The organism is Cytobacillus kochii (genome assembly GCF_020171845.1).
Classification (GTDB): domain Bacteria; phylum Bacillota; class Bacilli; order Bacillales; family Cytobacillaceae; genus Cytobacillus; species Cytobacillus kochii.
This window is the reverse complement of the sequence record NZ_JAIVAM010000019.1, coordinates 46,162-71,267: the sequence shown is the minus strand read 5'-3', so window position 1 is coordinate 71,267 and position 25,106 is coordinate 46,162. Positions and strand designations below refer to the sequence as shown.

General features: G+C 34.5%; 26 protein-coding genes. 14 read left to right on the top strand and 12 right to left on the bottom strand.

Annotation, left to right across the window (positions count from 1 at the left end; all coding sequences use genetic code 11):
* Positions 1-120: 120 nt before the first annotated feature.
* The 6 genes from LCM23_RS24095 (at position 121) to LCM23_RS24070 (ending at position 5,663) form a co-directional block, all read left to right on the top strand.
* Entirely contained in the window at positions 121-1,479 is a 1,359-nt protein-coding gene (locus tag LCM23_RS24095; protein WP_224939097.1) for a YheC/YheD family endospore coat-associated protein, read from the top strand.
* 21 nt (positions 1,480-1,500) lie between these two features.
* Positions 1,501-2,577 carry a YheC/YheD family endospore coat-associated protein gene (locus tag LCM23_RS24090; protein WP_224939096.1) on the top strand — a complete coding sequence of 359 codons (1,077 nt, stop codon included), beginning with the start codon at positions 1,501-1,503 and terminating at the stop codon, positions 2,575-2,577.
* A gap of 7 nt (positions 2,578-2,584) precedes the next feature.
* On the top strand, positions 2,585-3,955 hold the full coding sequence (locus LCM23_RS24085) for a YheC/YheD family endospore coat-associated protein (protein ID WP_224939110.1): 1,371 nt from the start codon (positions 2,585-2,587) through the stop codon (positions 3,953-3,955).
* Positions 3,952-5,139, top strand: a complete 1,188-nt coding sequence (locus LCM23_RS24080; RefSeq protein ID WP_224939095.1) for a YheC/YheD family endospore coat-associated protein — start codon at positions 3,952-3,954, stop codon at positions 5,137-5,139. The genes LCM23_RS24085 and LCM23_RS24080 overlap by 4 nt, the downstream gene beginning before the upstream one ends.
* A gap of 65 nt (positions 5,140-5,204) precedes the next feature.
* Positions 5,205-5,417 (top strand): YheE family protein, encoded by a 213-nt coding sequence (locus LCM23_RS24075; RefSeq protein WP_224939094.1) that lies wholly within the window; start codon positions 5,205-5,207, stop codon positions 5,415-5,417.
* Between the two features lie 51 nt (positions 5,418-5,468).
* Positions 5,469-5,663 carry a hypothetical protein gene (locus tag LCM23_RS24070; RefSeq protein ID WP_095369935.1) on the top strand — a complete coding sequence of 65 codons (195 nt, stop codon included), beginning with the start codon at positions 5,469-5,471 and terminating at the stop codon, positions 5,661-5,663.
* 55 nt (positions 5,664-5,718) lie between these two features.
* Here the strand turns inward: LCM23_RS24070 and LCM23_RS24065 are convergent, their stop codons facing one another.
* Positions 5,719-5,979, bottom strand: a complete 261-nt coding sequence (locus tag LCM23_RS24065; protein ID WP_224939093.1) for a metal-sensitive transcriptional regulator — start codon at positions 5,977-5,979, stop codon at positions 5,719-5,721.
* Between the two features lie 363 nt (positions 5,980-6,342).
* Here LCM23_RS24065 and LCM23_RS24060 point away from each other — a divergent pair, with 363 nt between their 5' ends.
* A complete protein-coding gene (locus LCM23_RS24060) occupies positions 6,343-6,543 on the top strand; it encodes an alpha/beta-type small acid-soluble spore protein (protein ID WP_157733752.1) in 201 nt (66 codons plus the stop codon).
* A gap of 56 nt (positions 6,544-6,599) precedes the next feature.
* Here LCM23_RS24060 and fumC read toward each other — a convergent pair whose 3' ends face one another.
* A complete protein-coding gene (gene fumC / locus LCM23_RS24055) occupies positions 6,600-7,973 on the bottom strand; it encodes a class II fumarate hydratase (RefSeq protein WP_224939092.1) in 1,374 nt (457 codons plus the stop codon).
* 240 nt (positions 7,974-8,213) lie between these two features.
* On the opposite strand from fumC, the gene LCM23_RS24050 reads away from it, so the two are divergent.
* A complete protein-coding gene (locus tag LCM23_RS24050; protein ID WP_224939091.1) occupies positions 8,214-8,534 on the top strand; it encodes an HPr family phosphocarrier protein in 321 nt (106 codons plus the stop codon).
* 87 nt (positions 8,535-8,621) lie between these two features.
* Here LCM23_RS24050 and LCM23_RS24045 read toward each other — a convergent pair whose 3' ends face one another.
* Entirely contained in the window at positions 8,622-10,622 is a 2,001-nt protein-coding gene (locus tag LCM23_RS24045; RefSeq protein ID WP_224939090.1) for a transglycosylase domain-containing protein, read from the bottom strand.
* Positions 10,623-10,724: 102 nt separating this feature from the next.
* Between LCM23_RS24045 and LCM23_RS24040 the strand changes: the two genes are divergently transcribed.
* Positions 10,725-11,231, top strand: a complete 507-nt coding sequence (locus LCM23_RS24040) for a universal stress protein (protein WP_224939089.1) — start codon at positions 10,725-10,727, stop codon at positions 11,229-11,231.
* Positions 11,232-11,283: 52 nt separating this feature from the next.
* Here LCM23_RS24040 and LCM23_RS24035 read toward each other — a convergent pair whose 3' ends face one another.
* Both LCM23_RS24035 and LCM23_RS24030 read right to left on the bottom strand, forming a co-directional pair.
* Complete coding sequence (locus tag LCM23_RS24035) at positions 11,284-11,751, bottom strand: helix-turn-helix transcriptional regulator (RefSeq protein ID WP_191815030.1); 468 nt, start codon at positions 11,749-11,751, stop codon at positions 11,284-11,286.
* A 494-nt stretch (positions 11,752-12,245) separates the two neighbouring features.
* Entirely contained in the window at positions 12,246-13,475 is a 1,230-nt protein-coding gene (locus tag LCM23_RS24030) for a dicarboxylate/amino acid:cation symporter (RefSeq protein WP_224939088.1), read from the bottom strand.
* A gap of 149 nt (positions 13,476-13,624) precedes the next feature.
* On the opposite strand from LCM23_RS24030, the gene LCM23_RS24025 reads away from it, so the two are divergent.
* Together LCM23_RS24025 and LCM23_RS24020 are read left to right on the top strand one after the other, a co-directional pair.
* Entirely contained in the window at positions 13,625-14,173 is a 549-nt protein-coding gene (locus tag LCM23_RS24025) for a GNAT family N-acetyltransferase (RefSeq protein WP_224939087.1), read from the top strand.
* Positions 14,174-14,659: 486 nt separating this feature from the next.
* Positions 14,660-16,018, top strand: a complete 1,359-nt coding sequence (locus LCM23_RS24020) for a hemolysin family protein (protein ID WP_224939086.1) — start codon at positions 14,660-14,662, stop codon at positions 16,016-16,018.
* Positions 16,019-16,066: 48 nt separating this feature from the next.
* On the opposite strand, the gene LCM23_RS24015 is transcribed toward LCM23_RS24020, so the two are convergent.
* Together LCM23_RS24015 and LCM23_RS24010 are read right to left on the bottom strand one after the other, a co-directional pair.
* Positions 16,067-17,491, bottom strand: a complete 1,425-nt coding sequence (locus LCM23_RS24015; RefSeq protein WP_224939085.1) for a sensor histidine kinase — start codon at positions 17,489-17,491, stop codon at positions 16,067-16,069.
* Positions 17,463-18,161 (bottom strand): response regulator transcription factor, encoded by a 699-nt coding sequence (locus LCM23_RS24010; protein ID WP_224939084.1) that lies wholly within the window; start codon positions 18,159-18,161, stop codon positions 17,463-17,465. Before LCM23_RS24010 ends, LCM23_RS24015 begins: the two co-directional genes overlap by 29 nt.
* A 217-nt stretch (positions 18,162-18,378) precedes the next feature.
* On the opposite strand from LCM23_RS24010, the gene LCM23_RS24005 reads away from it, so the two are divergent.
* Positions 18,379-18,690 (top strand): ArsR/SmtB family transcription factor, encoded by a 312-nt coding sequence (locus tag LCM23_RS24005; protein ID WP_224939083.1) that lies wholly within the window; start codon positions 18,379-18,381, stop codon positions 18,688-18,690.
* Here LCM23_RS24005 and LCM23_RS24000 read toward each other — a convergent pair.
* Complete coding sequence (locus tag LCM23_RS24000; RefSeq protein WP_224939082.1) at positions 18,687-19,598, bottom strand: cation diffusion facilitator family transporter; 912 nt, start codon at positions 19,596-19,598, stop codon at positions 18,687-18,689. The genes LCM23_RS24005 and LCM23_RS24000 overlap by 4 nt on opposite strands.
* Before the next feature lie 207 nt (positions 19,599-19,805).
* Here LCM23_RS24000 and LCM23_RS23995 point away from each other — a divergent pair, with 207 nt between their 5' ends.
* Positions 19,806-20,669 carry a YitT family protein gene (locus LCM23_RS23995; RefSeq protein ID WP_224939081.1) on the top strand — a complete coding sequence of 288 codons (864 nt, stop codon included), beginning with the start codon at positions 19,806-19,808 and terminating at the stop codon, positions 20,667-20,669.
* Positions 20,670-20,785: 116 nt separating this feature from the next.
* Here the strand turns inward: LCM23_RS23995 and LCM23_RS23990 are convergent, their stop codons facing one another.
* Both LCM23_RS23990 and LCM23_RS23985 read right to left on the bottom strand, forming a co-directional pair.
* Complete coding sequence (locus tag LCM23_RS23990; protein WP_224939080.1) at positions 20,786-22,192, bottom strand: SpoVR family protein; 1,407 nt, start codon at positions 22,190-22,192, stop codon at positions 20,786-20,788.
* 202 nt (positions 22,193-22,394) lie between these two features.
* Positions 22,395-22,739, bottom strand: a complete 345-nt coding sequence (locus tag LCM23_RS23985) for a DUF3889 domain-containing protein (RefSeq protein WP_224939079.1) — start codon at positions 22,737-22,739, stop codon at positions 22,395-22,397.
* A 198-nt stretch (positions 22,740-22,937) separates the two neighbouring features.
* Here LCM23_RS23985 and LCM23_RS23980 point away from each other — a divergent pair, with 198 nt between their 5' ends.
* Positions 22,938-23,189 carry a YhdB family protein gene (locus LCM23_RS23980; protein ID WP_095369951.1) on the top strand — a complete coding sequence of 84 codons (252 nt, stop codon included), beginning with the start codon at positions 22,938-22,940 and terminating at the stop codon, positions 23,187-23,189.
* Between the two features lie 48 nt (positions 23,190-23,237).
* Here the strand turns inward: LCM23_RS23980 and LCM23_RS23975 are convergent, their stop codons facing one another.
* Positions 23,238-23,870 (bottom strand): response regulator, encoded by a 633-nt coding sequence (locus tag LCM23_RS23975; protein ID WP_224939078.1) that lies wholly within the window; start codon positions 23,868-23,870, stop codon positions 23,238-23,240.
* A 16-nt stretch (positions 23,871-23,886) separates the two neighbouring features.
* Positions 23,887-25,005, bottom strand: a complete 1,119-nt coding sequence (locus tag LCM23_RS23970) for a GAF domain-containing sensor histidine kinase (RefSeq protein ID WP_224939077.1) — start codon at positions 25,003-25,005, stop codon at positions 23,887-23,889.
* Positions 25,006-25,106: the final 101 nt, after the last annotated feature.

Below are 25,106 nucleotides of genomic sequence, written 5' to 3'. Positions count from 1 at the left end.
TTCACCAAATTCTTTGTGCAATCGCACCAATTTATCTTGCCATTCATAAGATAGCGTATCAGCATTCGCCTAGATTTATTATATAATTACTCGCTTCGTGCGAGCAAATGGGGATTAATGATGTCACGATATACTAACATTAAAATGAGAGTACTTCCGTATGAAAATAAGATGGTTCTAGCGCTCAACCCTGCATTAGCAAAACATTTACTAATTTCTAATGAGGAACATATCCGTTTATCATTAGGGCAAAAACAATTAACCATACGCCTCATTTATCGTCAAGTAGATGAAAAGGAACTGTTCATTAGTCAATCTGTATTCGATTATTTCAATATACCACTTGAAGGGCACCTTATGCTTGTTAATTATATTGTTCAAAGCAAGGTATTGTCACTCGGGCCAATTATTGCTATCATGACTGACTTTTTTGAAATGGCAGATCAATCTCCTCCACATTTTCGCACCATCCATCAATTTTGCCAAGAAATCAATCAAACTGTCGAACTTTTAGGAGGAATTGCTTATGTTTGTCATCCCAAAGATATTAAAGAAACAGAAGTCCATGGTTATCTAAATATCGAGGGTGAATGGAAGAAACAACTACTGCCACTTCCTGATGTTATTTATAACCGCATTCATTCTAGAAAGATTGAAAGCTCACCTAGCTTTACAAACCTTAAAAATTTACTATATAAAAATGCCATCCCTTTTTTTAATGAACAATTTTTATCAAAGAAAGATGTATATGATTTCTTATTCGACGAAACCCATTTACGTACCTATTTACCAGAAACAGATGTTTATTCGAAAGAACAGTTACTTTATTTTATAGAAAAGTATCCATCTATCTTCATAAAGCCTGTAAATGGTAGTCAAGGAAAACAAATTATTCACATACGTAAAAATAAAGATGTGTACACCGTGGGTTACTCATCAGGGAAAAAGGCAAAAAAAATCCACCCATTCCATGATATTGATAGCTTCATATCGCAATTCGAGAAAGAGCATAGTACAAGTAACTATATTATCCAAGAAGGCATACCGCTCATTCAACTCAACAAAAGACCGATTGACTTTCGCATTCTATGTCATAAAAATAGGCAAAACATTTGGAAAGTTACCTCTGCTGTAGCCCGAATCTCTAATGCAGAACAATTTGTATCCAACCTTGCCCAAGGCGGGGAAATGAGAAAACCACTAGCACTCCTCACTACACTATTTGATAAAACCACAGCAATACAACTATTGGCGTTAATGAAAGAAATTTCTATAGAACTATGCACGATGATTGATCAAAAAACATTTGGCCTATACGGTGAACTTGGCATTGATATAGGCGTTGATTATGAGGGGCAATTGTGGATGATTGAAGCAAATTCTAAACCATCTAAGCAAATTGATGGTGAATTCAATCAGATTAGACCTTCTGCAAGAGCACTTGTAGAGTACTGTACTTTTTTAGCTTTTTCAACATGACAATAAGGAGGAAAAACCAGCATGAAAACACTTGGTATTATGACACTTTACGAAACGAGTGAAAGGACCTATATAACAGCTATTGCTTCACAAGCTAAACATCACGGCTATCAGTGCTTTCGTTTTATTCCGAAAAACATCCTACCACACAATAATGAAGTAAATGGAGAGCTATTTAATGAAGAAACCGAACAATGGGAGTCTACTGTTTTTCCATTACCTGAACTGTTATATGACCGTTGTTTTTATCAAGAAGATGATCATTCGAAAAAATGCAAAGTCATAACAAATTGGTTAAAAAAAAGTGGTAAGACCCAATTCTTAGGTCAAGGACTTCCAAATAAGCTTGAAATATATGATGCCCTAAAACATTCTAGACTCGCTCCATATTTACTGCAATCAGATCCTTTCACTTCAGCGAAATCTTTCATAAAACAGTTAAAAAAACAGTCACCACTCGTATTAAAACCAGTAAATGGGTCACAAGGTGTCGGGATTTATGTTATCTCAATCGAAGGTGACTCAATGATTATCAAAACTGACAAAGGCTCAAAGCAAATTCAACAAACGCTTCCCATTCATAAAGCAACGGTCTGGTTAGAGAGGCTGACAAAGAGATATCAATATCTAATCCAACCTTTCTTATTACTCGTTGATGAACAGAATCGCCCCTTTGATTTACGCGTTTTTCTGCAAAAGGATGCTAACGGTGAATGGCAAGAACAAGCAAGAGCCATGCGAACTGGCCATGAAAATGGCATTATTTCTAATTTAAGTGCCGGTGGAACAACTTCTTCCTATGAGCATTGGTTAGATAGTATTCCAAAAAACCAAAAGTCGTTTTTACAGGAAGAATTAAAGGAAATATTAATTATTCTTCCCTCAATTATGGAATCATGCTTTTCAACACTATTTGAATTAGGTATTGACATCGGAATTGATCAAGAAGGTGGCATCTGGATTCTTGATATTAACTCTAAACCTGGCAGGAAATTGGTCTTACAAACAAATCCACAATTAGCAAATGTCCTTTACACTTCTCCATTTAAGTATGGAGATTATCTATTATCACAACGGGCAATAGCTGAAAGGAAGTGAAAAAATGATGAATCAAACATTTATGATAGAGATCACATCAGATAATAAAGGCTGTGTATTCTTGCCAAACCATATAAATCTAAATACTGCCCTTTACAAATTAAATTTCGGTACAGTTACCATTAATGCTAAATTCAAGCAACAACCAAGCTCAAAACAAGCAATCACCATCAGTGAGGATCTCGCTAAAGATATTTTCTTCCCTTATGTCAAGCATCCTCTTCATATTTTTATACATGATGAAACATTAACAATTGGACCCCTTGTTGGCATTTTCACGTCAGGGTTCACATCATTTCCCATGCGGCCTATCGGTGATCGCTCTATTATTTTTTCTAAACTCTTATCTGTAAGTACTAGTGTCGGTGCACTTCCTTTTGTATTTGGAGAGAGGCATATCAATTGGGATTCAGGTACTATACAAGGTTTATTCTATTTACAAAATGGGTGGAAGACAATTGAAGTGCCTTTTCCAAACGTCATCTATGATCGTCTTCCAAATAGAAAAAGTGAACGGCAAAAACAACAAAAAGAAGTAAAATCACGACTAGAACAAGAATATTTAATTCCTTGGTATAATCCAGGTTTTTTTAATAAAATGGATATTTATGATCGTTTGTTTCAAGTCGAGGAAATTTCGGAGTATTTACCTGAAACACAGCCGTTTAGTTCTTATTCAGCCATCGAAAACATGCTCGCCAAGTATGGCCATATATACATTAAACCAATGAATGGCAGTTTGGGATTAGGTATTCATCAGATTATTTATAACAGAGAAGACAGTGCTTATTATTGTCGGTACAGAGATTTAAAAGCCGGTATGAATAAACTAAAGAAATTCTCTAGTCTAGAAGGGTTAATGAAACATATTTTCGCAGGTAAAAACCTCGAAAGAATGATTATCCAACAGGGTATATATCTGTTGAAGAAAGAGAAATGCGCCATTGATTTTCGGTTACACACGAATAAAGATTCAACAGGACAGTGGAATGTTACTGCTTGTGCAGCAAAAGTAGCTGGAAATGGTAGTGTTACAACCCATGTAAAAAGTGGAGGTACGATTCAATCATTAGATGAAATTTTCGAAGATCCAATTGAAAGAGAAGAAATTGCAAATAAATTGCAAACAGCTTCCTTAAAGTTAAGCGAAGCAATAGAAAACAATATGGAAGGTCTTGTCGCAGAAATAGGCTTTGACTTAGGCATAGACCACTCGGGAAAAGTTTGGTTTTTTGAAGCGAATTCAAAACCAGGACGTTCAATCTTTACACATCCAAGTATGAAAAAATTTGATTTCTTAACACGGAAACTTTCTTTAGCATATAGTATCTACCTAACAGAACAAGCAATGAGAAGCCCTGAGGCATTGTTTAGATGACTACTACCTACTATGACCCCTTATCTCAAAAGTGGTATCATGCGCAGGAAAAAATGTTTGGAAACAATAAAATAAAAACGGAAAAACTCTTTCATTATTCAAAAAAATGGTTGCCATTCTCATTAAATGAAGATTCTCACCGAATCGGTCCAATTATAGGAATCTTAACAAGCAAAGGAAAAAACAAAAAATTAGCGGGCAATGGTCCGCTATTTTTATCTCTTGTACAACAATTTTCAAAAATAGGCGCATTACCCATTGTCTTTACGCCAGATGATTTTGGCGTATCACTTGTAACTGGTTATACATTTCATCCATCTCTAGGAAAATGGATACAGGTCTCATCCCCGCTACCTGATGTCATTTATAACCGTATTCCTTTTCGCAACCTAGAAAAGGAAACTGATTTTACTGCACTTACATCGTTCTTACAAAAACATAATATCCCATTTTTCAATCCCTGTTTTATTAATAAATTGGAAATGCATCATTTATTAAAGGAATCTTCCTCATTAAAACCTTTATTACCAGAAACTTCGTTATTAACTTCTGAAGAAATGCTACATGATTGGATGAAAGACAAGCAAAAAATATATATCAAACCCGTTAGTAGTGCAAAGGGAAAAGGAATCTTTCGAATTTTCCCACAGGAAAATCACTACTTAATGGAAGGAATTCATCTAACAAAAGAGTTCGCGTCCTTAAACGAATTATGGAATGAATTAAAAGTTCATTTAGCTAAGGACCCATATATCATACAAGAAGCAATAGAACCAGCATTATATGATGGTTCAAGATACGATTTCAGAATATTATCACATAAAGAGAAGAACAATTTTGTCATTTCTGGCATTGGTATAAGGCAATCTAGCAGTCACCAACAAGTCACAACACATGTACCTAATGGTGGAAAGATATTACCTTATGAACTATTTGCTAAAGAAGAAGACTATAAATTTTTCAATTCAATCATACAGGAGGTGGGGCATTTATTAAATGAACATCTTGGTTTATTCGGAGAATTCTCATTAGATATAGGTGTGGGTGCGAACGGTAAATTTTACTTGTATGAGGTTAATTCCAAGCCTATGAGTTTTGATGAAGAGCATATTGAAAACAAACGAATAAAAGCAATCTGTCACTTATGTATGCAATTAAGCGGTTTTCCCACTTTTCCTTATTAAATGATGTTTATTTTCATTTCAGAACTCCTCTATTCAAGTTAAAATGAGAATAAGGGGGAATAATCATGATTTCACATTTTCAATTTCAATCATTATATGAAAACAAAGAATTACCAGGATGGAAATTTTCTTTTTTTCATCATAGCAAAAAGTATTTAGGTATATATCATCGTGATGGAAAAATTGAATGGTTATCCACTGTTCCGGACCAAAATCATGAAGACAAGTTAAAAAGCCATATTCACGAACTCATGCTTTACCATGTGTATGACCGGTAAAGAATTGTGGAAGAATATGAACCATTCTTCTGAAATTAGGGAGGTTCAATTATGGCAAACAAAAAAGACGATTTAGAAAAAGATTTACCATATGAAGGACGCGATGAAGCCTTTCTCGATGTTGATCGTTATATTAACGAAGGGATGTCCGGCGGTACTGTGCATGTTAGTGGAGGACATACGAATATCGAAGAAGCAAGAGAATTAGAAAAAGAACAACCTCCGCATTGCTGTGATGAAGAATAGACTAGAAAGGAACGATTGTTAGCAATCGTTCCTTTCCTTTTACACAAAAAACACCTTACCTACTTTTCACAATCATATTAACAGCTTGTTGTATCGCTTCTTCTGCATTTCTACCTTCTGTATTTGCTTCTCTTATACAAGCTTCCAAATTCTTTGCGACAACATAACCAATCGTTCGGTCAACGCCCGAGCGTATAGCTGAAAGCTGAGTAACGACATCTTTACAATGTTGCTCTTCTTCCATCATCCGTAATACGCCTCTCATTTGACCTTCTAATCTTTTAAGCCTGTTTTTCATATCCTCTGTATAATCCATTTATTCACCTTCTAACCTCATTTTCAATGATTAGGGTCATCATTAATCATCTGTGTAAGCGAATGTAAAAGCATATGCAATAATTTTTAATGACGATTAAATTGATGATTTATATTATATCATGTTTCTACTGTTCCTCCCTATGCACAATAAAAAGACAACAAACATTTATAAGGAAATAATTCCCTAAAAATATTCAAGCATAATCTTTTAAATATCAACCATAATAACTATTACAAGCGGCAAACACGCTTAAAACTTCTACTATCGATGGGTTAAACCAAATATGGTGCAAAGAAAATTGCGTTGGTTCATTGCCAACTAACCCAGCCAAAAAAAAATTTAGAGGAGTGGAAACACATTATGGCAAACCAATCTTCAAATCAATTAGTAGTACCAGGAGTAGCTCAAGCTTTAGATCAAATGAAGTACGAAATTGCAAGTGAATTCGGAGTTAACCTTGGCGCTGAAACAACATCTCGTGCGAACGGTTCTGTAGGTGGAGAAATCACTAAGCGTCTTGTTCAAATGGCTGAACAACAACTTGGTGGCGGAAAGTTCTAAGCTGCAAAACTTAATAATATGGAATAGCCCCCTATCACCTAGGGGGCTTTATTTGTTTAGATCATTTTTTCTGGTACGACCCATTTATCATATTGATCTTCAGTAATATATCCTGATTTTAATGCTGCTTCCTTCAATGTTAGCTCCTCTTTAAAAGCTAACTTAGCAATTTCAGCTGCTTTTTCATACCCGATATGGGGGTTTAAAGCTGTCACTAACATGAGGGATTGATTGACAAACAGAGAGATTTTTTCAGTATTAGCTTCTAAACCAACAATGCAATTTTTATTAAATGAATTCATCCCATCACTAAGTAATGTAATACTTTGAAGCAAATTAAAAATGATTACTGGCTTAAAGACGTTTAATTCAAAATTGCCTTGACTGGCAGCAAAGCCTATCGTTGCATCATTTCCAAATACTTGACTTGAAATCATTGTCAACGCTTCACTTTGTGTTGGGTTTACTTTTCCTGGCATAATTGAACTTCCTGGTTCATTTGCAGGTATCGTTAATTCTCCAATCCCACTTCTTGGTCCACTCGCAAGCCATCTAACATCATTAGCAATCTTCATTAAATCTGCAGCTAAACCTTTTAAAGTTCCATGAAGATGCACAATCTCACTATGACTTGTTAGTGCTTGAAATTTATTAGGAGAAGAAGTGAACGAGAGCTTCGTTAATTTAGAAATCTCACTAGCCATCTTATCACCAAACGAAGGGTCAGCATTAATACCTGTTCCGACAGCAGTTCCACCGATAGCCAGTTCCCCTAGCGCTAGTTTCGCTTCATTGATAAGGCGCTCATCCTTCTCTAACATATAACGCCAACCGCTTATTTCTTGTCCTAATGTAAGCGGAGTTGCATCTTGAAGATGAGTTCTTCCTATTTTTACGATATCTGCAAAATCGTTTTCCTTCTGTAGAATGACATCTTTTAAACTAATAAGCGCAGGAATTAAATGTTTATCCACACTGTTCAGTGCTGCAATATGCATCGCTGTTGGAAAAGTGTCATTAGAACTTTGCGACATGTTTATATCATCATTTGGGTGAATGGAAATATCTTCATTATCCAATAATTCATTTGCCCGTCTTGCCACTACTTCATTCACATTCATATTTGTTTGCGTTCCACTGCCTGTTTGCCATACAGCTAAAGGGAAATGTTCATCAAATTTTCCAGCTAACACCTCATCACACGCTGCAACAATTGCATTTTTCTTTTCTGCTGATAACTTATTTAATTCATGATTGACTATTGCTGCTGAGCGTTTAATCGTAGTAAAAGCATAAATTAACTCTAATGGCATTTTTTCAATACCTATTTTGAAATTATTGCGACTTCTTTCTGTTTGTGCACCCCAATATTTTTCAGCAGGCACATTCATTTCACCAATCGTATCTTTTTCTACACGATATTCAGTCATCTTACTACCTCCCAAAAATTCCTGTCTATCTATTACTTTCCTAATTCAAAACATTTTAAAATAGGTTGATAAAAGCTCCATCCTTAGTTTTACATTCCTAATCAACAGAATCAAGTTATTCGACTTTTCTATTAATAAATTCAAGACTGATTAAACGTAAAACATTCTATTTATAAAATGTTTAACTTAAAAATAAAGGGGTAATTTTTTATTAAATTCTTTTAAAAGGAGTTACATATCATGAATAGAAAAATTATCTCTTCCAGTTTAAAATTTGAAAAATCATTAACTATAAAGAAAATGATCGCTATATACCAAACTGCATCTAAATACGACGGCACAATTTACTTTCTTTATCAACATAATGTAGTGATACCTTCTCACTTGTCAAAACTCGTAACCTTTCTGATGATGGTCCGCCCGAAAGACGAATTGAAAGTGATTGTGGAAGGTACTGAGCCAGAAGAAATACTTAATCAAATTAAAACGTTGTGTACAGATGATGTTCACTTTACCGCCGAGCCTAAAAGTTTATTATTGAACAGAAGTGTTCATGTATAAGATTTCTTATTCAGTAAAAGTATAGGGAAATAAGAAATATTCTCCATGAGAATAGTAGATTTTCTTATTTCCCTTTATATATCATGTTTAATTAAACCAGTCAAAAAACTGATTCCTTTTATCTTCTAACCAGTTTCTTATTTCATCCCTCTGTTCCTTTTTCTCCTTGTTACGTTGCTTCTTTTTATATTCATCATCGATTTTATTGACATTAAAGCTTTCAATCGGTTTTCCTTGCAGTACTTTTCCCATTACTTCCTTGAAAATTGGCGCTGTGCCTTCACTACTACTCGTCGTCAAATAATGATTACGATCACTTTGATCATAGCCAACCCAGATGGCACCTACTAGATGAGGAGTATAACCAACAAACCATTGGTCCTTTGTTCCACTTAAACCTTCAATCCCTAACTGTGTTGAACCAGTTTTCCCTGCGATTTCAACTCCATCAATTTTAGCAGCTTTCCCTGTACCATAATCGACTACACCTAATAGCATTGCTGTCACTTGATTTGCTGTTTGTTCAGAGATTACTGTTTCCTTCTTACTTTCCCATTGAACGAAAGGCTCATCAGATTGGGTTTTTATTTCAATAATTGTATGAGCTTCTTCTTTCTTACCACCATTAGCAAAAACACTATAAGCTTCAGCCATCACTTTAGGAGACACAGGACGGCTTGTCCCACCCAAAGCAAGAGCTAGGCCTCCATCCAATACATTCTTCGGGATGCCGAATTGCTCGGCCATCTTCTTTCCTCTATCTATACCTATTTCATTATATAACCATACAGCCGGTAAATTGATAGAATGCATCACAGCCTCATACATTGGCACCTCACCCAAATATTGGTTATTATAATTATTGGGAGCATACTCACCGAATGATAATTTCTCATCTCTCAACATATCTGTATTTTCCCATCCAGCTTCAATTGCAGCAGCATAAGGAATAATCGGTTTCATCGTTGAACCTGGTTCTCCCACAGGGTGAATGGCTCTATTATGTCCAAGGAGCGTATGCTCACCTCTCCCACCAACTAAAGCACGAATTCCACCAGTTTCAGGATCCATTAATATCATCCCACTTTGAACCGGTCGCTCCCCTGTTGTTGAAGGAAAAATGGCATCATTTTGATAAGTAGACTCTATATCAGCTTGCATACTAGGATCTAATTCGGTATATATTTGATAACCTTGCGTTAACAACTCATCTAATGAGAGATCATATCGATTCATTGCTTCTTCCAGAACAGCATCAACATAATAAGGGTACTTTCCTTTCATTGGATCAGCTTCCCCTTCTTTAAAACTCATTTCTACATTTATTGCCTGATTCATTTCCTCTTCACTAATATATCCATGTTGCTTCATTTGCTTTAAAACAAGATTTTTTCTTGCTATTGCCTTTTGTTTGTCATTGTATGGATTAATCGCAGAAGGTGCTTTAATTAAACCAGCCAACATTGCAGATTCACTTAAAGATAATTCATCTAAATCTTTAGCAAAGTATTTATTAGCTGCTTTTTTCACCCCATACGCACCCTCACCAAAATAAATTCTATTCAAATACATTTGTAGTATTTCTTCTTTACTATATTGGTGTTCTACTTCTCTAGCTATAAAAAACTCCTGAAGCTTTCTGTCATATGATTTTTCTGCAGTTAGAAGTTCATTTTTTACAAGTTGTTGAGTGATTGTGCTTCCGCCTTCAACAATTCTGCCAGCTCGTATATTGGTTAAAAAAGCGCGGCCAATCCCTTGATAATCGACGCCTTCATGTTGAAAAAAACGATGATCCTCAATAGCAATAACAGCGTGTATGAGTGATTCCGATATCTCTTCAAAGGCTACTCCTTCATTTTTGTTAGCAGAAACCTTACTAGCTACTTCACCATTTTTATCATAAATAATCGTTGGCTTGCTTAATTGACTATTTAGACCTTCAATATCATTGTTTGTTGCAAATGGAATGATATAGATTAAACCAAAAAGGACCCCCAGTGATAGGAGTAATAATATTACCTGCCATATATGCAATTTCTTTATTATGTTTTTCAACCATAAAAATGGTGTTTTTTCCCTTTTCATAACATCTCCACCTTATGTTCCTAGCAAGAAAATTTCTATTATTATAGGATTATACTTCATCAATAAGGGTAAAGTATAACATAAGACGAAAGGGTGATAAGATTGTTAAACTTTCAAACAATTATTGTCGGGTATGATGATTCCGAAAACAGCCGTCACGCATTGGAAAAAGCACTTTCTTTCTCTACGACTGACACAAAAATCATTCTAGCTCATGCTGATGAAGAAGTGATTGAAAATTCTTATTCAGCAACAGAAAAAAACCCTCAGTTAAGATCGAATAATATGATTGTTGAAGGCATGCAAATACAACCGCTCCATATTAGTAATCACGCAGAAGAAAAGACTACACATTCAACAGTAATTAACAGCGTCGACCAAGCGATTACACATGCTAAACAAATTGCTGATGATGCTGGAAAAAAATTAGAAATAAAGATATTGGGAGGCAAACCGGCAGATGCCATATGCGAATTAGCTGAAGAATTAAAGGCAGACATTATATTCGTAGGAAGTTCCTCAAAAGAAGGATTAAAAAGAATTTTCTTAGGAAGCAATAGTGAAAAAATAACAAAAGAAGCGCCATGTAGCGTAATGGTCGTCAAATAATAAGCAAAAAACCCAACTTTGTTGGGTTTTTTGCAGCTATGTATTAAATGAATTAATATTGATGTTGAAGTTCTTCAATGACTTCAGCGAATCTCTCCTTGGCAGAAGTTTCATCAAAGCTACTATAAATACGGAAATGCTCTTCATCAATAATTCGGTAATGTTGACTAATGATATTTTGTTGCAAAACATAACCGCTTTTATTCTGTATTTCTTTCCACCAAATCTTTCCACCTAGAGTTTTCTCTTTACGGAAATCAATTCCCTCTCTCACTACTGTTTCAATCACTTCTAAAGGCTCGTTTCCGAACAAAAACCTTACTGTCTCCGTTTCTCTAAACAGAGCACATACAGCAACGACAGTCGACCAACCAGCATTGGCCCGGCCTTTTTCAATTTGTACAAGTGTTTTTTTTGAAACACCAACGATTTCTGCCATTTTATCCTGTGTGTAACCAGCTTCAGTACGAATTAAGCGCATCTTTTCCGAAACTTTTAATATGATTTCATCTCTAGTCAAAATCATTTCATTCCCTTGATTTATTTTTCGTGTATTTTTACACTTTTATAAATTATAATCCATTTTTCCACTCTATCAAATAAAAATCTAAAAATTGAATGAAATAAAATAATTAAAAAAAGAAGTTTTAAAACCTAACTGCTCCTAATTTAATATTTGCTTTTCATTGAAAATACGAAAGATATTTAAGTACTAATTGATAATCATATTAACATTGCAAAGAGGATTACTCAAATGAACATATCCTATTTTTGAATAATTAAGAAATACGAACTATATAAATTGAATTATTTTTAAGTAGTTTAAGAGAGCTTTCTTGTTTATCCTGTTTTAATAAAATCATGAACTTTGCATTTCTTGAGAAAAACATAAAAAAAAATACCCTCCCTATCAATAGCCAGGTCTTTTTCACCTGTTTACCTATAGGGGGGGATATCAGAAATTTCGGGTTATCCACTTTTTTGATAGCTTAGTAAAAATATCTATACTTTTTCTTACCTTGCTACTTTATTTTCTCTTTTTTCTTCTGCTGCAGTGTTATAAACCGCACAAGCTGCATCTCCTGTTATATTAACCGCTGTACGTGCCATATCCAATAATCTGTCAATTCCGAGAATTAATGCTATTCCTTCCACAGGAAGATTGACGGATTGTAAGACCATAGCAAGCATAATTAGCCCCACACCTGGAACTCCAGCAGTTCCGATACTAGCAAGGACTGCAATAAGAACAACTGTTACTAATTGACCTAAAGATAAATCTACACCATAGACTTGAGCAATAAAAATGGTTGCTACTCCTTGCATGATTGCTGTACCATCCATATTGATTGTTGAACCTAAAGGTTGCACGAAACTACTAATATGTTTTGGTACTTTTAAATTATCTTGTGCAATTTCCATAGAAATTGGTAATACTGCACTGCTACTAGAGGTACTAAAAGCTACACTCATTGCTGGCGTGAAATCTTTAAAGAACTTGAATGGGTTTCTTCGACCACCCAAGAAATATACTGTTCCACCATAAGTAATAAACAAATGTATGATAAGCGCAGCTAACACAAGAGCAAAATACAATCCCATTGCTTTTATTGCAGAGAAGCCTTGACTTCCAATAGCTGAGGCTAGCAATCCAAATGTCCCATAAGGGGCAAATTTCATCACTATACCCACTAGATACATCATTATATCATTACCTTGCTGAACTAGATTGACTATACCTTTCGTTTTGTCACCAAGCATAGATAACGCAAATCCAATAAAACCTGCAAATACAATTATTTGTAACATGTCTCCCGAAGTCATTGCTGCAAATGGATTCGAAGGTATAATATTTAATAATGTTTCGCTGACTGGAGGTGCTTCTTCAGCGCTAAATTGTGCATTAGAAGTATCGAACTCCCCTACTTCACCAGGCTTGAATATGAGCGCTAATGTAATCGCTATCACAATTGCTATTGAAGTTGTTACAAGGAAATATAAAATAGTTCTAATACCGATTCTTCCTAATTTTTTCGGATCTCCTAAACCATTAAACCCTAATATTATTGAGAAAAGAACGATTGGCACAACAAGCATTTTAATTAGACTGAGAAAAATTTGTCCAAGTGGATTAAATAACCATGTATCTAAAACTTTAAATACATCAGGAGCGGTTACATTTAAGACAATTCCAACAATGGCACCGGCAATTAATGCAATAATAATTTTTGTGGTAATTTTCATAGAAGTCCTCCCATAAAATAATATACTCGAATTACAATCGTAATATATAAAAGTGTGTTTCTGCAAAACATTTTGTTCATCCGTGGTAAAAAATAGTTATTTTTAACTATAAAAAAGTAATATTATACCATTAAAGAGGGGTGGTTTTTTTGTCGCTATGGAAGATGAATATCGATTCATCTATTATGCTTCATCTGCTTGAACCAGCTCATTCACGAGATCTGTATTTATTAATTAAAAAAAATCGAGCCTATTTAGCTGAGTGGTTGCCCTGGGTGCAACATACTGACAGCATTGAAAATACAAATGTAATGATTTCTTCATGGCTTCAGCAATACCATGCCCAAAATGGCATATTCGCTGGTATATTTATGAACCACAAATTAGTTGGTTCTATTAGTCTTCACACGATTGATTGGCAAAATAAACAAGCAAGTATAGGTTATTTAGTGGACCAAGTATACCAAGGCAAAGGTCTTATTACGAAATCAGTTAATCACCTCATTCACTATACTTTTTCTCACCTACATCTTCATCGAATCGAAATTAAATGTGCTTTAAAAAACGATAAAAGCCGTAAAATTCCAGAAAAATTAGGTTTTACTCAAGAAGGTGTTCTCAGAGACAGTGAGTATATTAATAATCAATTTCATGATCTAGTCCTTTATTCTCTCTTAAGCACTGATCATAATTGGTGAATGGTATTATCTCTATATCCTTTTATAAACCTAAATGAAAAAACAATTCATTACCGTACTTCATATTTACAGAATTTTCGAATAAAATAGTATTAAATAAGAAGTTACCCTTTGACTGATTATATTTTCTTAAAGTATAATTATTTTTAAAATATTCAAACTGAGGTGGTAAAATGGGATATTCTATCGCATCGGTGGATTAGCAAAATTGAGCTTTTGCAGGAAATAGTCTAATACGAAGTTTTTGAACTTACTATGGAAAAGAAAAGAAATACAGTGGTTTACATGATAATCGAAGCTATTCCATATTTTTTAAAATTAAAGACGATAAATCTTTACCTCTAAATTTGAAATAGGAAAATTTAAGTATATATGAAATAGATACTTAACTCATTGATTGCTTCGATTGCTTGTAATAGGAGCTCATCTATTTTTCAATTCTCAGGAGGTGACACCCTACCCTCTGTTGGGTTTAGGGGAATTTATTTGGACATATTAAACTTGGTTATTGTTGCCATTTTAATTGGCTTAACGGCATTCTTTGTCGTTTCAGAATTTGCTATTGTGAAGGTACGAAGCTCAAAAGTGGATCAATTAATCGAAGAAGGTAGCAAGAGAGCCATCTCAGTAAAAAAAGTAACTACTCATTTAGATGAGTATTTGTCTGCCTGTCAATTAGGTATTACGATTACGGCATTAGCTCTCGGTTGGCTTGGTGAAACAACATTTGAAAGTCTGCTTTTACCGATATTCCAGTTGTTTCATATACCTGCCTCATTATCTCATATTTTGATTATTGCATTCGCCTTTACCATCGTTACATTTTTACATGTTGTTGTTGGAGAGCTTGCGCCGAAAACAATTGCTATTCAGAAAGCCGAAACGGTCACATTAATGGTAGCCAAGCCTTTAATTTGGTTCTATCGCATTATGTTCCCATTTATCTGGGTGCTAAACGGATCTGCCAGATTGTTAACAAAATTGATTGGGCTAAAACCTGCTTCTGAACACGAAATGGCTCACTCTGAAGAAGAATTAAGAATCATTCTTTCAGAAAGTTATGAAAGCGGAGAAATCAACCAATCGGAATTTAAATATGTGAACAAAATATTTGATTTTGATGACCGCATTGCGAAAGAAATTATGGTTCCACGCACAGAGATTATTTCTATTTCTAAAGATGATACCCTAGAGGAATTTTTACCTACTGCCAAGAATGAAAAGTTCACACGGTATCCCATTATAGACGGTGATAAAGACCATATCATCGGTATGATCAATGTGAAAGAAATTTTAACGGACCTAATTTCGTCTAAGTCTCAGTCAACAATAAAACCTATATCCACTTATATTCGTCCTATCATACGTGTAATCGATTCTACACCGATTCATGATTTGTTGTTAAAAATGCAAAAAGAACGTATCCATATGGCTATATTGATGGATGAATACGGCGGAACTTCAGGATTGGTGACAGTTGAAGATATTATCGAAGAAATTGTCGGTGATATTAGAGATGAGTTTGATGTGGACGAAGTACCAAGTGTTCAAAAAGTGAAAGATCATCATTATATCTTAGATGGAAAAGTATTAGTTAGTCAAATTAACGATATTTTAAATATTTCCATCAATGATGAAGACGTTGACACGATTGGTGGTTGGTTGTTAACTGAGAATTATGAAGCCAAAGAAGGCGACTTTATAGAACAGGAGAACTTTGTGTTTACTATTGTAGAAATGGAAGATCACCATATCAAATTAGTGGAGGTATACAAGAAACCAGTAATTGAAGAAATAGCTCCTTCACAAATTCCTTTGTCTACAGAATCACAAGTCCAAATGTAAAATAAAAAACCGCGCTGAAATTCAGCGCGATTTTTTTTATTTTCCCATTCACTTTTTAGGAAAAAACAATCGAAAAATGGTTCCATTATTTGTTTCACTTTGAACATCTATTTTACCACGGTGTAAAGAAACTAATTGTTTTACGATTGACAAACCAATCCCAAATTCACCAAAATAACTGTTCGTTCTTGAACTGTCCGCCTTGTAGAACCTTTCCCAAATCCAATCTACTTCTTTTGGATCGATACCAATTCCATTATCTTCAATTTCAATACAAATATCATGCTCATTCTCAAAGGCACGCATGGATATCCATCCGTTTTCTGTGAATTGAATACTATTTTTAACAATATTAATAAGAATTTGGATCAAGCGGTCATAGTCAGCATGTATAAAGATATCATCTGCTGCCTCAATATAAATTTGGTTATTTTTTTCATCTGCTTGCATTAAAAGCTGTTCACTTACGACCTCAAATACCTCAATAGCTTGAATATCAATCATATGTAATTCTAATTGATTTGAACGAATCTTCTCATAGTCTAAGTTTTCATTTACTAATCTAATCAACCTTTTAGCTTCACGGTCAATTAAATTCATCCCTTTATCAACTTCCTCTTCAGGAATCAATTGATTTTTAATTCCTTCTGCTAATCCACTAATAGTCGTTAAGGGTGTCCTTAATTCATGTGAGACATCGGCAAGAAATTTTTGTCTGCGATTTTCTAGCCTTTCAATTTCCTCATGAGATTTTTTTAATTGCACAACCATCTCATTAAAATCCCTTGCTAAATAACCTAAATCATCCTTGGAATCATCGGGCACATTTACATTATAATCGCCTGATGAAATCATTGAAGTTGCTTTTCTAAACGCTCTCACTCTCGTTGATAAGTTACGGGAGAAGATTAAACTTAAAAAGATTGCTGCAGTTGCAGCTATAGCAATCGTATATAATAAATATTGATTAAGCTGTCCAATCATTTTTAAAGACGTACTTATCGGCGAAAGTAATAAAATTCCACCGGTTATGTTTTCACCGTCCATTGACGGTAAAGCTACTAATGATACTTCCTGTTCAAACCGTTTAATATCATGAAGGATTGTTACAGACTCACCTTTTGACAACTTTTCCCACTCTTTTTGAGAAAGTCGTATACTAGGGTCCATAGAAACATTGGGGTAGATAATATCTGCATTACTATCGAATAAAATATATTGAATATTTCTTGCTTCAAGTAGCTTACTATATTTATTCAAGAAAGTTTGTGGACTTTCTTCATGAATGGATACATCTTCTAAAATTTGCTGGCCATATTCATTTAATTCTTCCACTTTGTTTTCAAAAATATAACTTCTTACAAATTGTGAAAAAATCAAACCCATTAATAAAAACGCCAATATTAAAATAAGAACATGACTGGATAGCAGTTTAAGAAAATATTTATTTCTCATAGGTATCCGTCGACTCATCAAATTTGTAACCTACACCCCACACAGTATGGATAAATGGTTGATCTGCACTGCCTATCTTTTTCCTTAAACGTTTAATATGAACATCGACTGTTCTTTCATCTCCATAAAATTGGTATCCCCATACTTTATCGAGTAATTGTTCTCTGGAAAATACTTGTTTTGGATGGGTAATAAAGTAATACAATAAATCGAACTCTTTAGGTGTTAAATTTGAAAGCGGTTCATCTTTAAAGTAGACTTCTCTAGCTTCTTTACTAATTTTGAAAAAATGGCTTGTCGTAAAGTGATGATCCTTCTCTGTTGTATCTGATTGAAATCTTCTAGTTACAGCTTTAATCCTTGCCATTAAAGTTAACGGGCTAAATGGTTTCGTCACATAATCATCCGCACCCATCTCAAGTCCGAGTACTTGGTCAGATTCACTGTCTTTCGCTGTTAACATAATAATGGGCACACTGCTAATATCACGGATCTTTCTACATAATGTTACACCATCCATAGCTGGGAGCATCCAATCGAGTATGATTAGATCCCATTCCCCTTTATTAAACGCCTCAAATCCTGATTGTCCATCGTGGACAAAGGTTCCTTTATATCCTTCTTTCATGAAAAACATCTCGAGCATTGTACAAACACTTTCATTATCTTCAACTACTAATAAATTCATGTATAAACACCATCCTTTAAACAGGTAATCTAAGTTTATTGTATAGGCATATTTTCATTTTAATAAAAGAATTATATCTCATTTATGTGTCAAAACGGTGTTAAAAATATGAAAGTCACATTTCGCCCCCACTAAACGCAATTGAAAGATGACTTCGATATTTATTTTCAATTTTAACAAAGGTATACTTATGATATATAGGAAGGTGAATAAAATAATGAACGACAATCCAGCTTACAAAGAATTAGACGAAGAAACTCTTTTTTTAGTCACACAAACTTTTAAAGCCTTATCTGATCCGACAAGGCTTAGAATCTTACATTTACTTTTTCACGAAGAACACTCGGTAAATGAGATTGCCGAAAAGCTCTCTCTGTTGCAATCAACTGTCTCCCATCAATTAAGATTCCTAAAAAACTTGAGGCTAGTTAAATTCCGACGTGAAGGAACTACTTTATATTATAGTCACGATGATGAACATGTTATGCATTTATTAAAACAAACAATAGAACATACTCGTCATTCTTAATTACACACGTCCTCATGGTTTGGACAACCGCTGCTTCTGCCTTCAACTTGGATTGTACTATGATTGATGCCAAATTGATGAGAAAGTAATACTTTGGTTTCTTTGAGCACAGTATCATGGTGCCCATCCTCATTTAAGACAATATGGCAACTAAAAGCAGGGAACCCTGAAGTAATCGTCCAGAGATGTATATCATGTACATCGTCTACATTATGAAGGGTTTTGATGGAAGCTTTAATTTCCTCAATTTGCATTCCGTCAGGTACTCCTTCCATCAATACATGAAAGGCTTCTTTTGTCACTCTATAGCCGCTATTAATAATCAAAATAGCAACAATTAAACTTGCTATTGGGTCAGCAATACCCCAGTCAAAAAAGTAAATCAGTAAACCTGCTATAATCGCTCCTACAGATCCAAGTAAATCTCCAATTACATGAAGAAACGCACTTTTCACATTCAGGTTTTCATCTTTGTCACCTTTCATTAAGATAACAGCTGCTACTATATTGATAAGAAAACCAATTGTAGCAATTGTTAACATACCTAAGCTTGCTACTTCGGGCGGTGAGATAAACCTTTTCACACTTTCAATCATGATAAGAATAGCGATAACTATTAATGTTACCCCATTTATCGCCGCCGCTAAAATTTCAAACCGTTTAAATCCGAATGTTTTTTTGTTGGTTGATTCCCTTTGAGCTACCTTGATGGCAATATAGCTTAACCCTAACGCTGCTGCATCACTTAACATATGCCCTGCATCCGATAAAAGTGCTAAACTATTCGTCCACAGACCACCAATAAACTCAATAAGCATGAATCCAAAAATTAAACAGAAAGTAAGTAATAATACATTTTGATTGTTAGACGAATGATGATGATGAGAATGGGAGTGATGATGACTCATTTTAATTCACCTCTTCTATATATATGAATATATGTTCATATATTACATTATGAAGAACAAAACGGAATTGTTCAACTGTTTTGTATGAAATCGAATGAAAAGTTTGTTTATAGTCCAAAATATGGTATTGTTTACAAAAATAATATTTTACACATAATAACAAAAATCATACGAACAAAGCTTCTTCAACAGAAAGTAGGATTTTTCATGATAAAAGCACTCTTCAACCGTAAAGCATATTTTATCTATAACTACATAATGATCATCGCTGGTGCTACACTTGCTGCTTTATCAATTGAATTATTTCTTATACCAAACCTGATTATAGATGGTGGCATTATTGGTATTTCCTTAATCGTTAACCATTTAACAACCATCCATTTCGGTGTATTATTTATTTGTTTTAATATTCCTTTTTTAATTGCTGGCTATAAGCTATTAGGAAAAAGTTTTTTTCTTGCTTCCTTAATAGGCATTATCTCTTTAGCAGGAGTCGAATCATTCTTTCATCATACCTCTCCTTTTACATCTACCCCGTTACTGGCAACAGTATTCGGAGGTGTCATCCTAGGAGCAGGAGTGGGGCTAGTCATTCGACATGGTGGTGCGTTAGATGGGACTGATATTATGGCTATTCTTTTAACAAAAAAAATCCCCTTTTCTATAGGGGAATTTATCATGTTCTTTAATATTTTCGTTTTTGTCTGGGCAGGATTCGTCTTAGGGTGGGAACAAGCCATGTATTCAATCATCACTTACTATATTGCTTCTAAAACGATTGATATGGTTGTACAAGGTTTTGAAGGAGATACGAAAGCTGTGCTCATCGTTTCTGACCATTATAAGGAGATGGCTGATTGTATTATTACAAAGCTAGGAAGAAGTGTGACGAAATTGAACGGCAAAGGTGGATATATTAATACTGATAAAGAAATTATTTATGTTGTTGTGACTCGATTAGAAATATCTAAACTTAAAACTATCATTGCTGAGATTGATCCTCTTGCTTTTACAACCATTATGGACACACAAGAAGCACGAGGTAGTAAATTCAAATCTGCTCTTCATTAGTTTTAAAATACTGCCATTCATCTATTGCAGTTTAACCCCACCCATAAAAAATACGAACAGATGAGAATTTTAACTGTTCGTATTTGTCATAATTATTGAATTTTCAGCGGGCATCTTTATAGATATTTTCTATGAAGCGCCTTTCCATCATAAGTAAAAACCATTTCCTTCTCTTCTACAATTGTTTCCATATGAACCGCTCTCCCCCATAACTGATATACATAAGGCAGAACTTTCTCTAAATATTTCAAATCAAGCTCAATCCCTTCAAACCAGTGCTTTAAATACAATTCACCGTTTTTCATATAATCTCCATCATTTACCGTCAGATAAGGAAATCCTCCATTGACTCTCATACTAACTAGCTGATCACGGACATTTTCCCATCCTTTATCGACAACTTTATAATCTTTTCCTTGCTTTTGGAATAAATACATATCCTCTCTCATCACTAAATCTTTTGTTAAGTAATTACGGATAAACGAGATATCAGATTCAATTTCTCGTACTTCAAACATTTTTTCCCTACCAGAGCCAACCTCTACTCCTCTCTTAATCATTTCTTCCGTAGGGTGATTATATCGCTCTTCAATATCCTCAAAGATCTTCAAGCCAAGGTAATAAGGATTGATACTTGTTTTTGATGGTTGCACAACACCAGCATTTAATTTCGCAAATTCCAAAGCTTCTCCAGAAGTAAGATCCATCTCCCTTAAAATTCGTTGATGCCAAAAGGATGCCCAGCCTTCGTTCATAATTTTCGTCTCAAGTTGTGGCCAAAAGTAGAGCATCTCTTCTCGCATCATTGTTAAGATATCTCTCTGCCAATCAGTCAATTCACGGCTGTATTGTTCAATGAATAAAAGAATATCTTTTTCTGGCTTAGGTGGGAACTTCTTCATTTTTTTCTTTTTCTGTTTTACTTCTTTTTGATCAAGTCCCCATAAATCATCATAAGGCGTTTCAACATGGAAAGACGAGCTCTCTTCTTCTTCTTCATGATCCCAAATAAATTTCGGACGCATAAGAGAAGGATCTATATGTTCTTCGATAGCTAAAATGGCATCTAAAAATGTCTCTACTTCTTTTTTTCCATAGTCAATTTCATATTTTCTAATACGCTCTGCCGTAGCAGACATGCTTTCAACCATATCTCTCTTTGTATTTTGGAATCGAACATTATTTTTAAAAAAGTCACAGTGAGCAAGAACATGTGCGACAATTAATTTGTTTTGAATTAAAGAGTTGGAATTTAATAAAAAAGCATAACATGGATCAGAGTTAATCACCAATTCATATATTTTCGACAAACCGAGATCATAATGTAGTTTCATCTTAAAAAATTGCTTTCCAAAACTCCAGTGTGAAAACCTTGTTGGCATCCCATAAGCACCAAAAGTATAAATGATCTCTGCTGGACATACTTCATATCTCATCGGATAAAAATCCAGCCCAAAACCTGTGGCGATTTCTGTGATTTCGTCTATTGCATATTCTAACGATTTGTGTTCACTACCAAGCATTCTCTCACTCCCTATCTTCACCTTTAACATAATCTATGATAGAAAAAAGAGAATGATGAGTATACTTCAGTCTTCAAACAAGACTTTTAGTGATCTATTTAATCCTTATTTAGACAAACAAAGGATGCCCTTAAAATGAGCATCCTTTGTGAAATAATTATTTTTTTCTAAAAGAAGTCGATAGGAGTTTACTACATTCTTTTCACTTTCGCTCCTGCTCTTCAACCGTTAAATTTAAGAATTTACTATCGTCTAGTCGATGAGTTACTTTAACAAGCACAGTCAAATCTTTTCCATCCTCTTTTACTTGAAATATAAAAGTATCAATGACTTCATTTTCTGAAATCATCCGTCTTCCAGCATACTGATAATCAACAACTTCTTCTTCTGGGTAATCTTCCTTCACAACCGCTGTTGCAATTCTGCCGTATTTTTTATAATCGACTTTTTCTTTATGTTCTCCATGTGTATGTACGTCGGCAAATACCGGTGCCTGAATGTAGTTTAAACATACTACAGTAAGTAACAATAAAAGTAGCTTTTTCATACAATAAACCCCCGTTTATCTAAAATAACTACTTCTATCTTTTTCAAATTGCAACTCGATTATGTATCAATGAAAGAATTTATTTTTATACAGGTAAAACTTGATAAACGTGAAATAACAGGTTGACCAAATTTTTGGTTGAAAAAATAATTCATTATGGCTCAAACTATTCTTAACTCCCAAGGGAGGAGAATGAAAATGAATAAAGTGGATTATGACCGTGCGTTATATTATACTCACCGTTCCGAATGGGATAATTTACTCATTCTTATGGTTAGAACAAGTGATCAATTTTTAGCAAAAAAAATCGAGCATTTTCTACATGCGTACAATTTTGAAAAAGATTACACGATTATCGAACAGCATCTATATACACTTCTACGTTATATTGATCACGCCAATCAATTATCGGAAGAAGAAATGAAAACAGCTTCACCCTATTTTATGTAGAATTCCACCAATAATGTAAGAGCACTATCTATTTATAGTGCTCTTCTTTTACATGACAAAGTTATTTTTCACTGCAAAAATGGCCGCTTGCGTGCGGTCATCGACGTCTAACTTAGATAATATATGAGACACATGTGTTTTTACCGTTTTCTCTGTAATAAATAATTCAGCCGCTATTTCTTTATTGGATTTACCTTTTCCCATTTCGGATAATACTTCTTTTTCTCTTTTTGTAAGTTCATGCCATAAATGTATATCCTCATTTTCATGTGAGAATTTTGACATTAAATGAGTTGTCGCTTTAGGATGAATATAATTTTCCCCATCCATTATTTCATTCATCGTTTTTACAAGCTCATCTGGTTCAACATCCTTAAGTTGATAACCTGATGCACCGGCTGCTATTGCAGGGATACAATGGCTTTGATCTGAATAACTTGTCAGTATGAGTATTTTTACTTGGGGAAATTTCTTCCTAATTGCTTTAGTTGCTTCGATTCCATTCATATCAGGCATATCAAGATCCATTAAAATAAGATCTGGCATACATTGTTCTGTTAATTTTATTGCTTCCTCTCCAGTACTTCCTTCACCAACAATATGGATATCCTTTTGTGTATTCAAAAAAAAGATAAGCCCTTTTCTTACAACATGATGATCGTCAATAATTAATACATTCACCCGTTAGACCCTCCTCTTAATTGAACAGGCGTATAATGATTTTCGTTCCCTTCCCTTCACTAGTAGATACATCCAAGGTACCATTCCGTCGTTCAGCTCGTTGACGCATATTTCTCAATCCATGAGAAGGTAAGAATACAGATGGACTGTAATTAAAACCTACACCATGATCAGTTATACTCATCTGTATTATCTGTTTATCCTGGTTGAAATCAATTGCAATATCAATCTTATCCTGACCAGAATGCTTCTTACAATTCATCATTGCCTCTTGAGCTATCCTCCATAAAGTTTCTTCTGTTTGTGGAGAAATATTTGTTAATGTATTAACATGACAATGTAACTGAAGCCCAAGCATTTCACTGTATTCTTTTAATGATGTGAGCAACCCGTTTTCTAGACTTTTTGGTTTTAACTGCCAGATCAGATCACGCATTTCATGAAGGGCTTGTTGGGAAAGCTCTTGTATATAAGTAAATGTTTCTTGAACAGTTTTAGATTTTGTTATTTCCCTTCCTCCTCGAGCCGTTAAACTAACCGAAAATAACAACTGATTGACAGAGTCATGCAATTCCTGTGCAAGACGATTTCTTTCCTCAATAAGTGCCATTTCTCGTTCCCTCGCAGTTAATGCCATTCTTTTCAATGTCGACCCTATTTGAAAAGCAACAGATTCTAATAAAGAAAGTTCCCTTTCTGAGAAATGAATTTTATTCGGAGCTCCTACATTTAAAATGCCGAACATTTCTTCACCAAAGCGAAGGGGAACTGTTGCATGGTGGGTTAAACCTTCAATGTCAGCATATCCATTCTTTTTTGCCTCTTCAATTCTTTTACAATTGATAATATTACTCGCACGATTTAATTCACCGTTATTGTAACGGTTTACACACCAGCATTCTTTCGAACACATCGGAGCTAACTGATTCGTTGTTAATGCTTGTGGCAATTGATGATGTGCGATTAGCGTTGGTTCATGCTTTTTGATTAAAAAAAGCCAGCCTGTTTGTAATTGAGTGACTTGTAGCAATCTTTCTAATACAGCAGACAATGTTTCTTTCATTTCGCTTCCTTCATTAAGTAATTCCGCTATTTCCTTAAGTATGACTGCTTCACGAATTTGTTGATCCGCCATTCTCTTTAACCCTCACTTTATGACTATTATAACGAGTATTTATGTAATGATCTTCATTCACAACGATGAGATTTTCTCAGCCTATGGTCGTATATATGAAG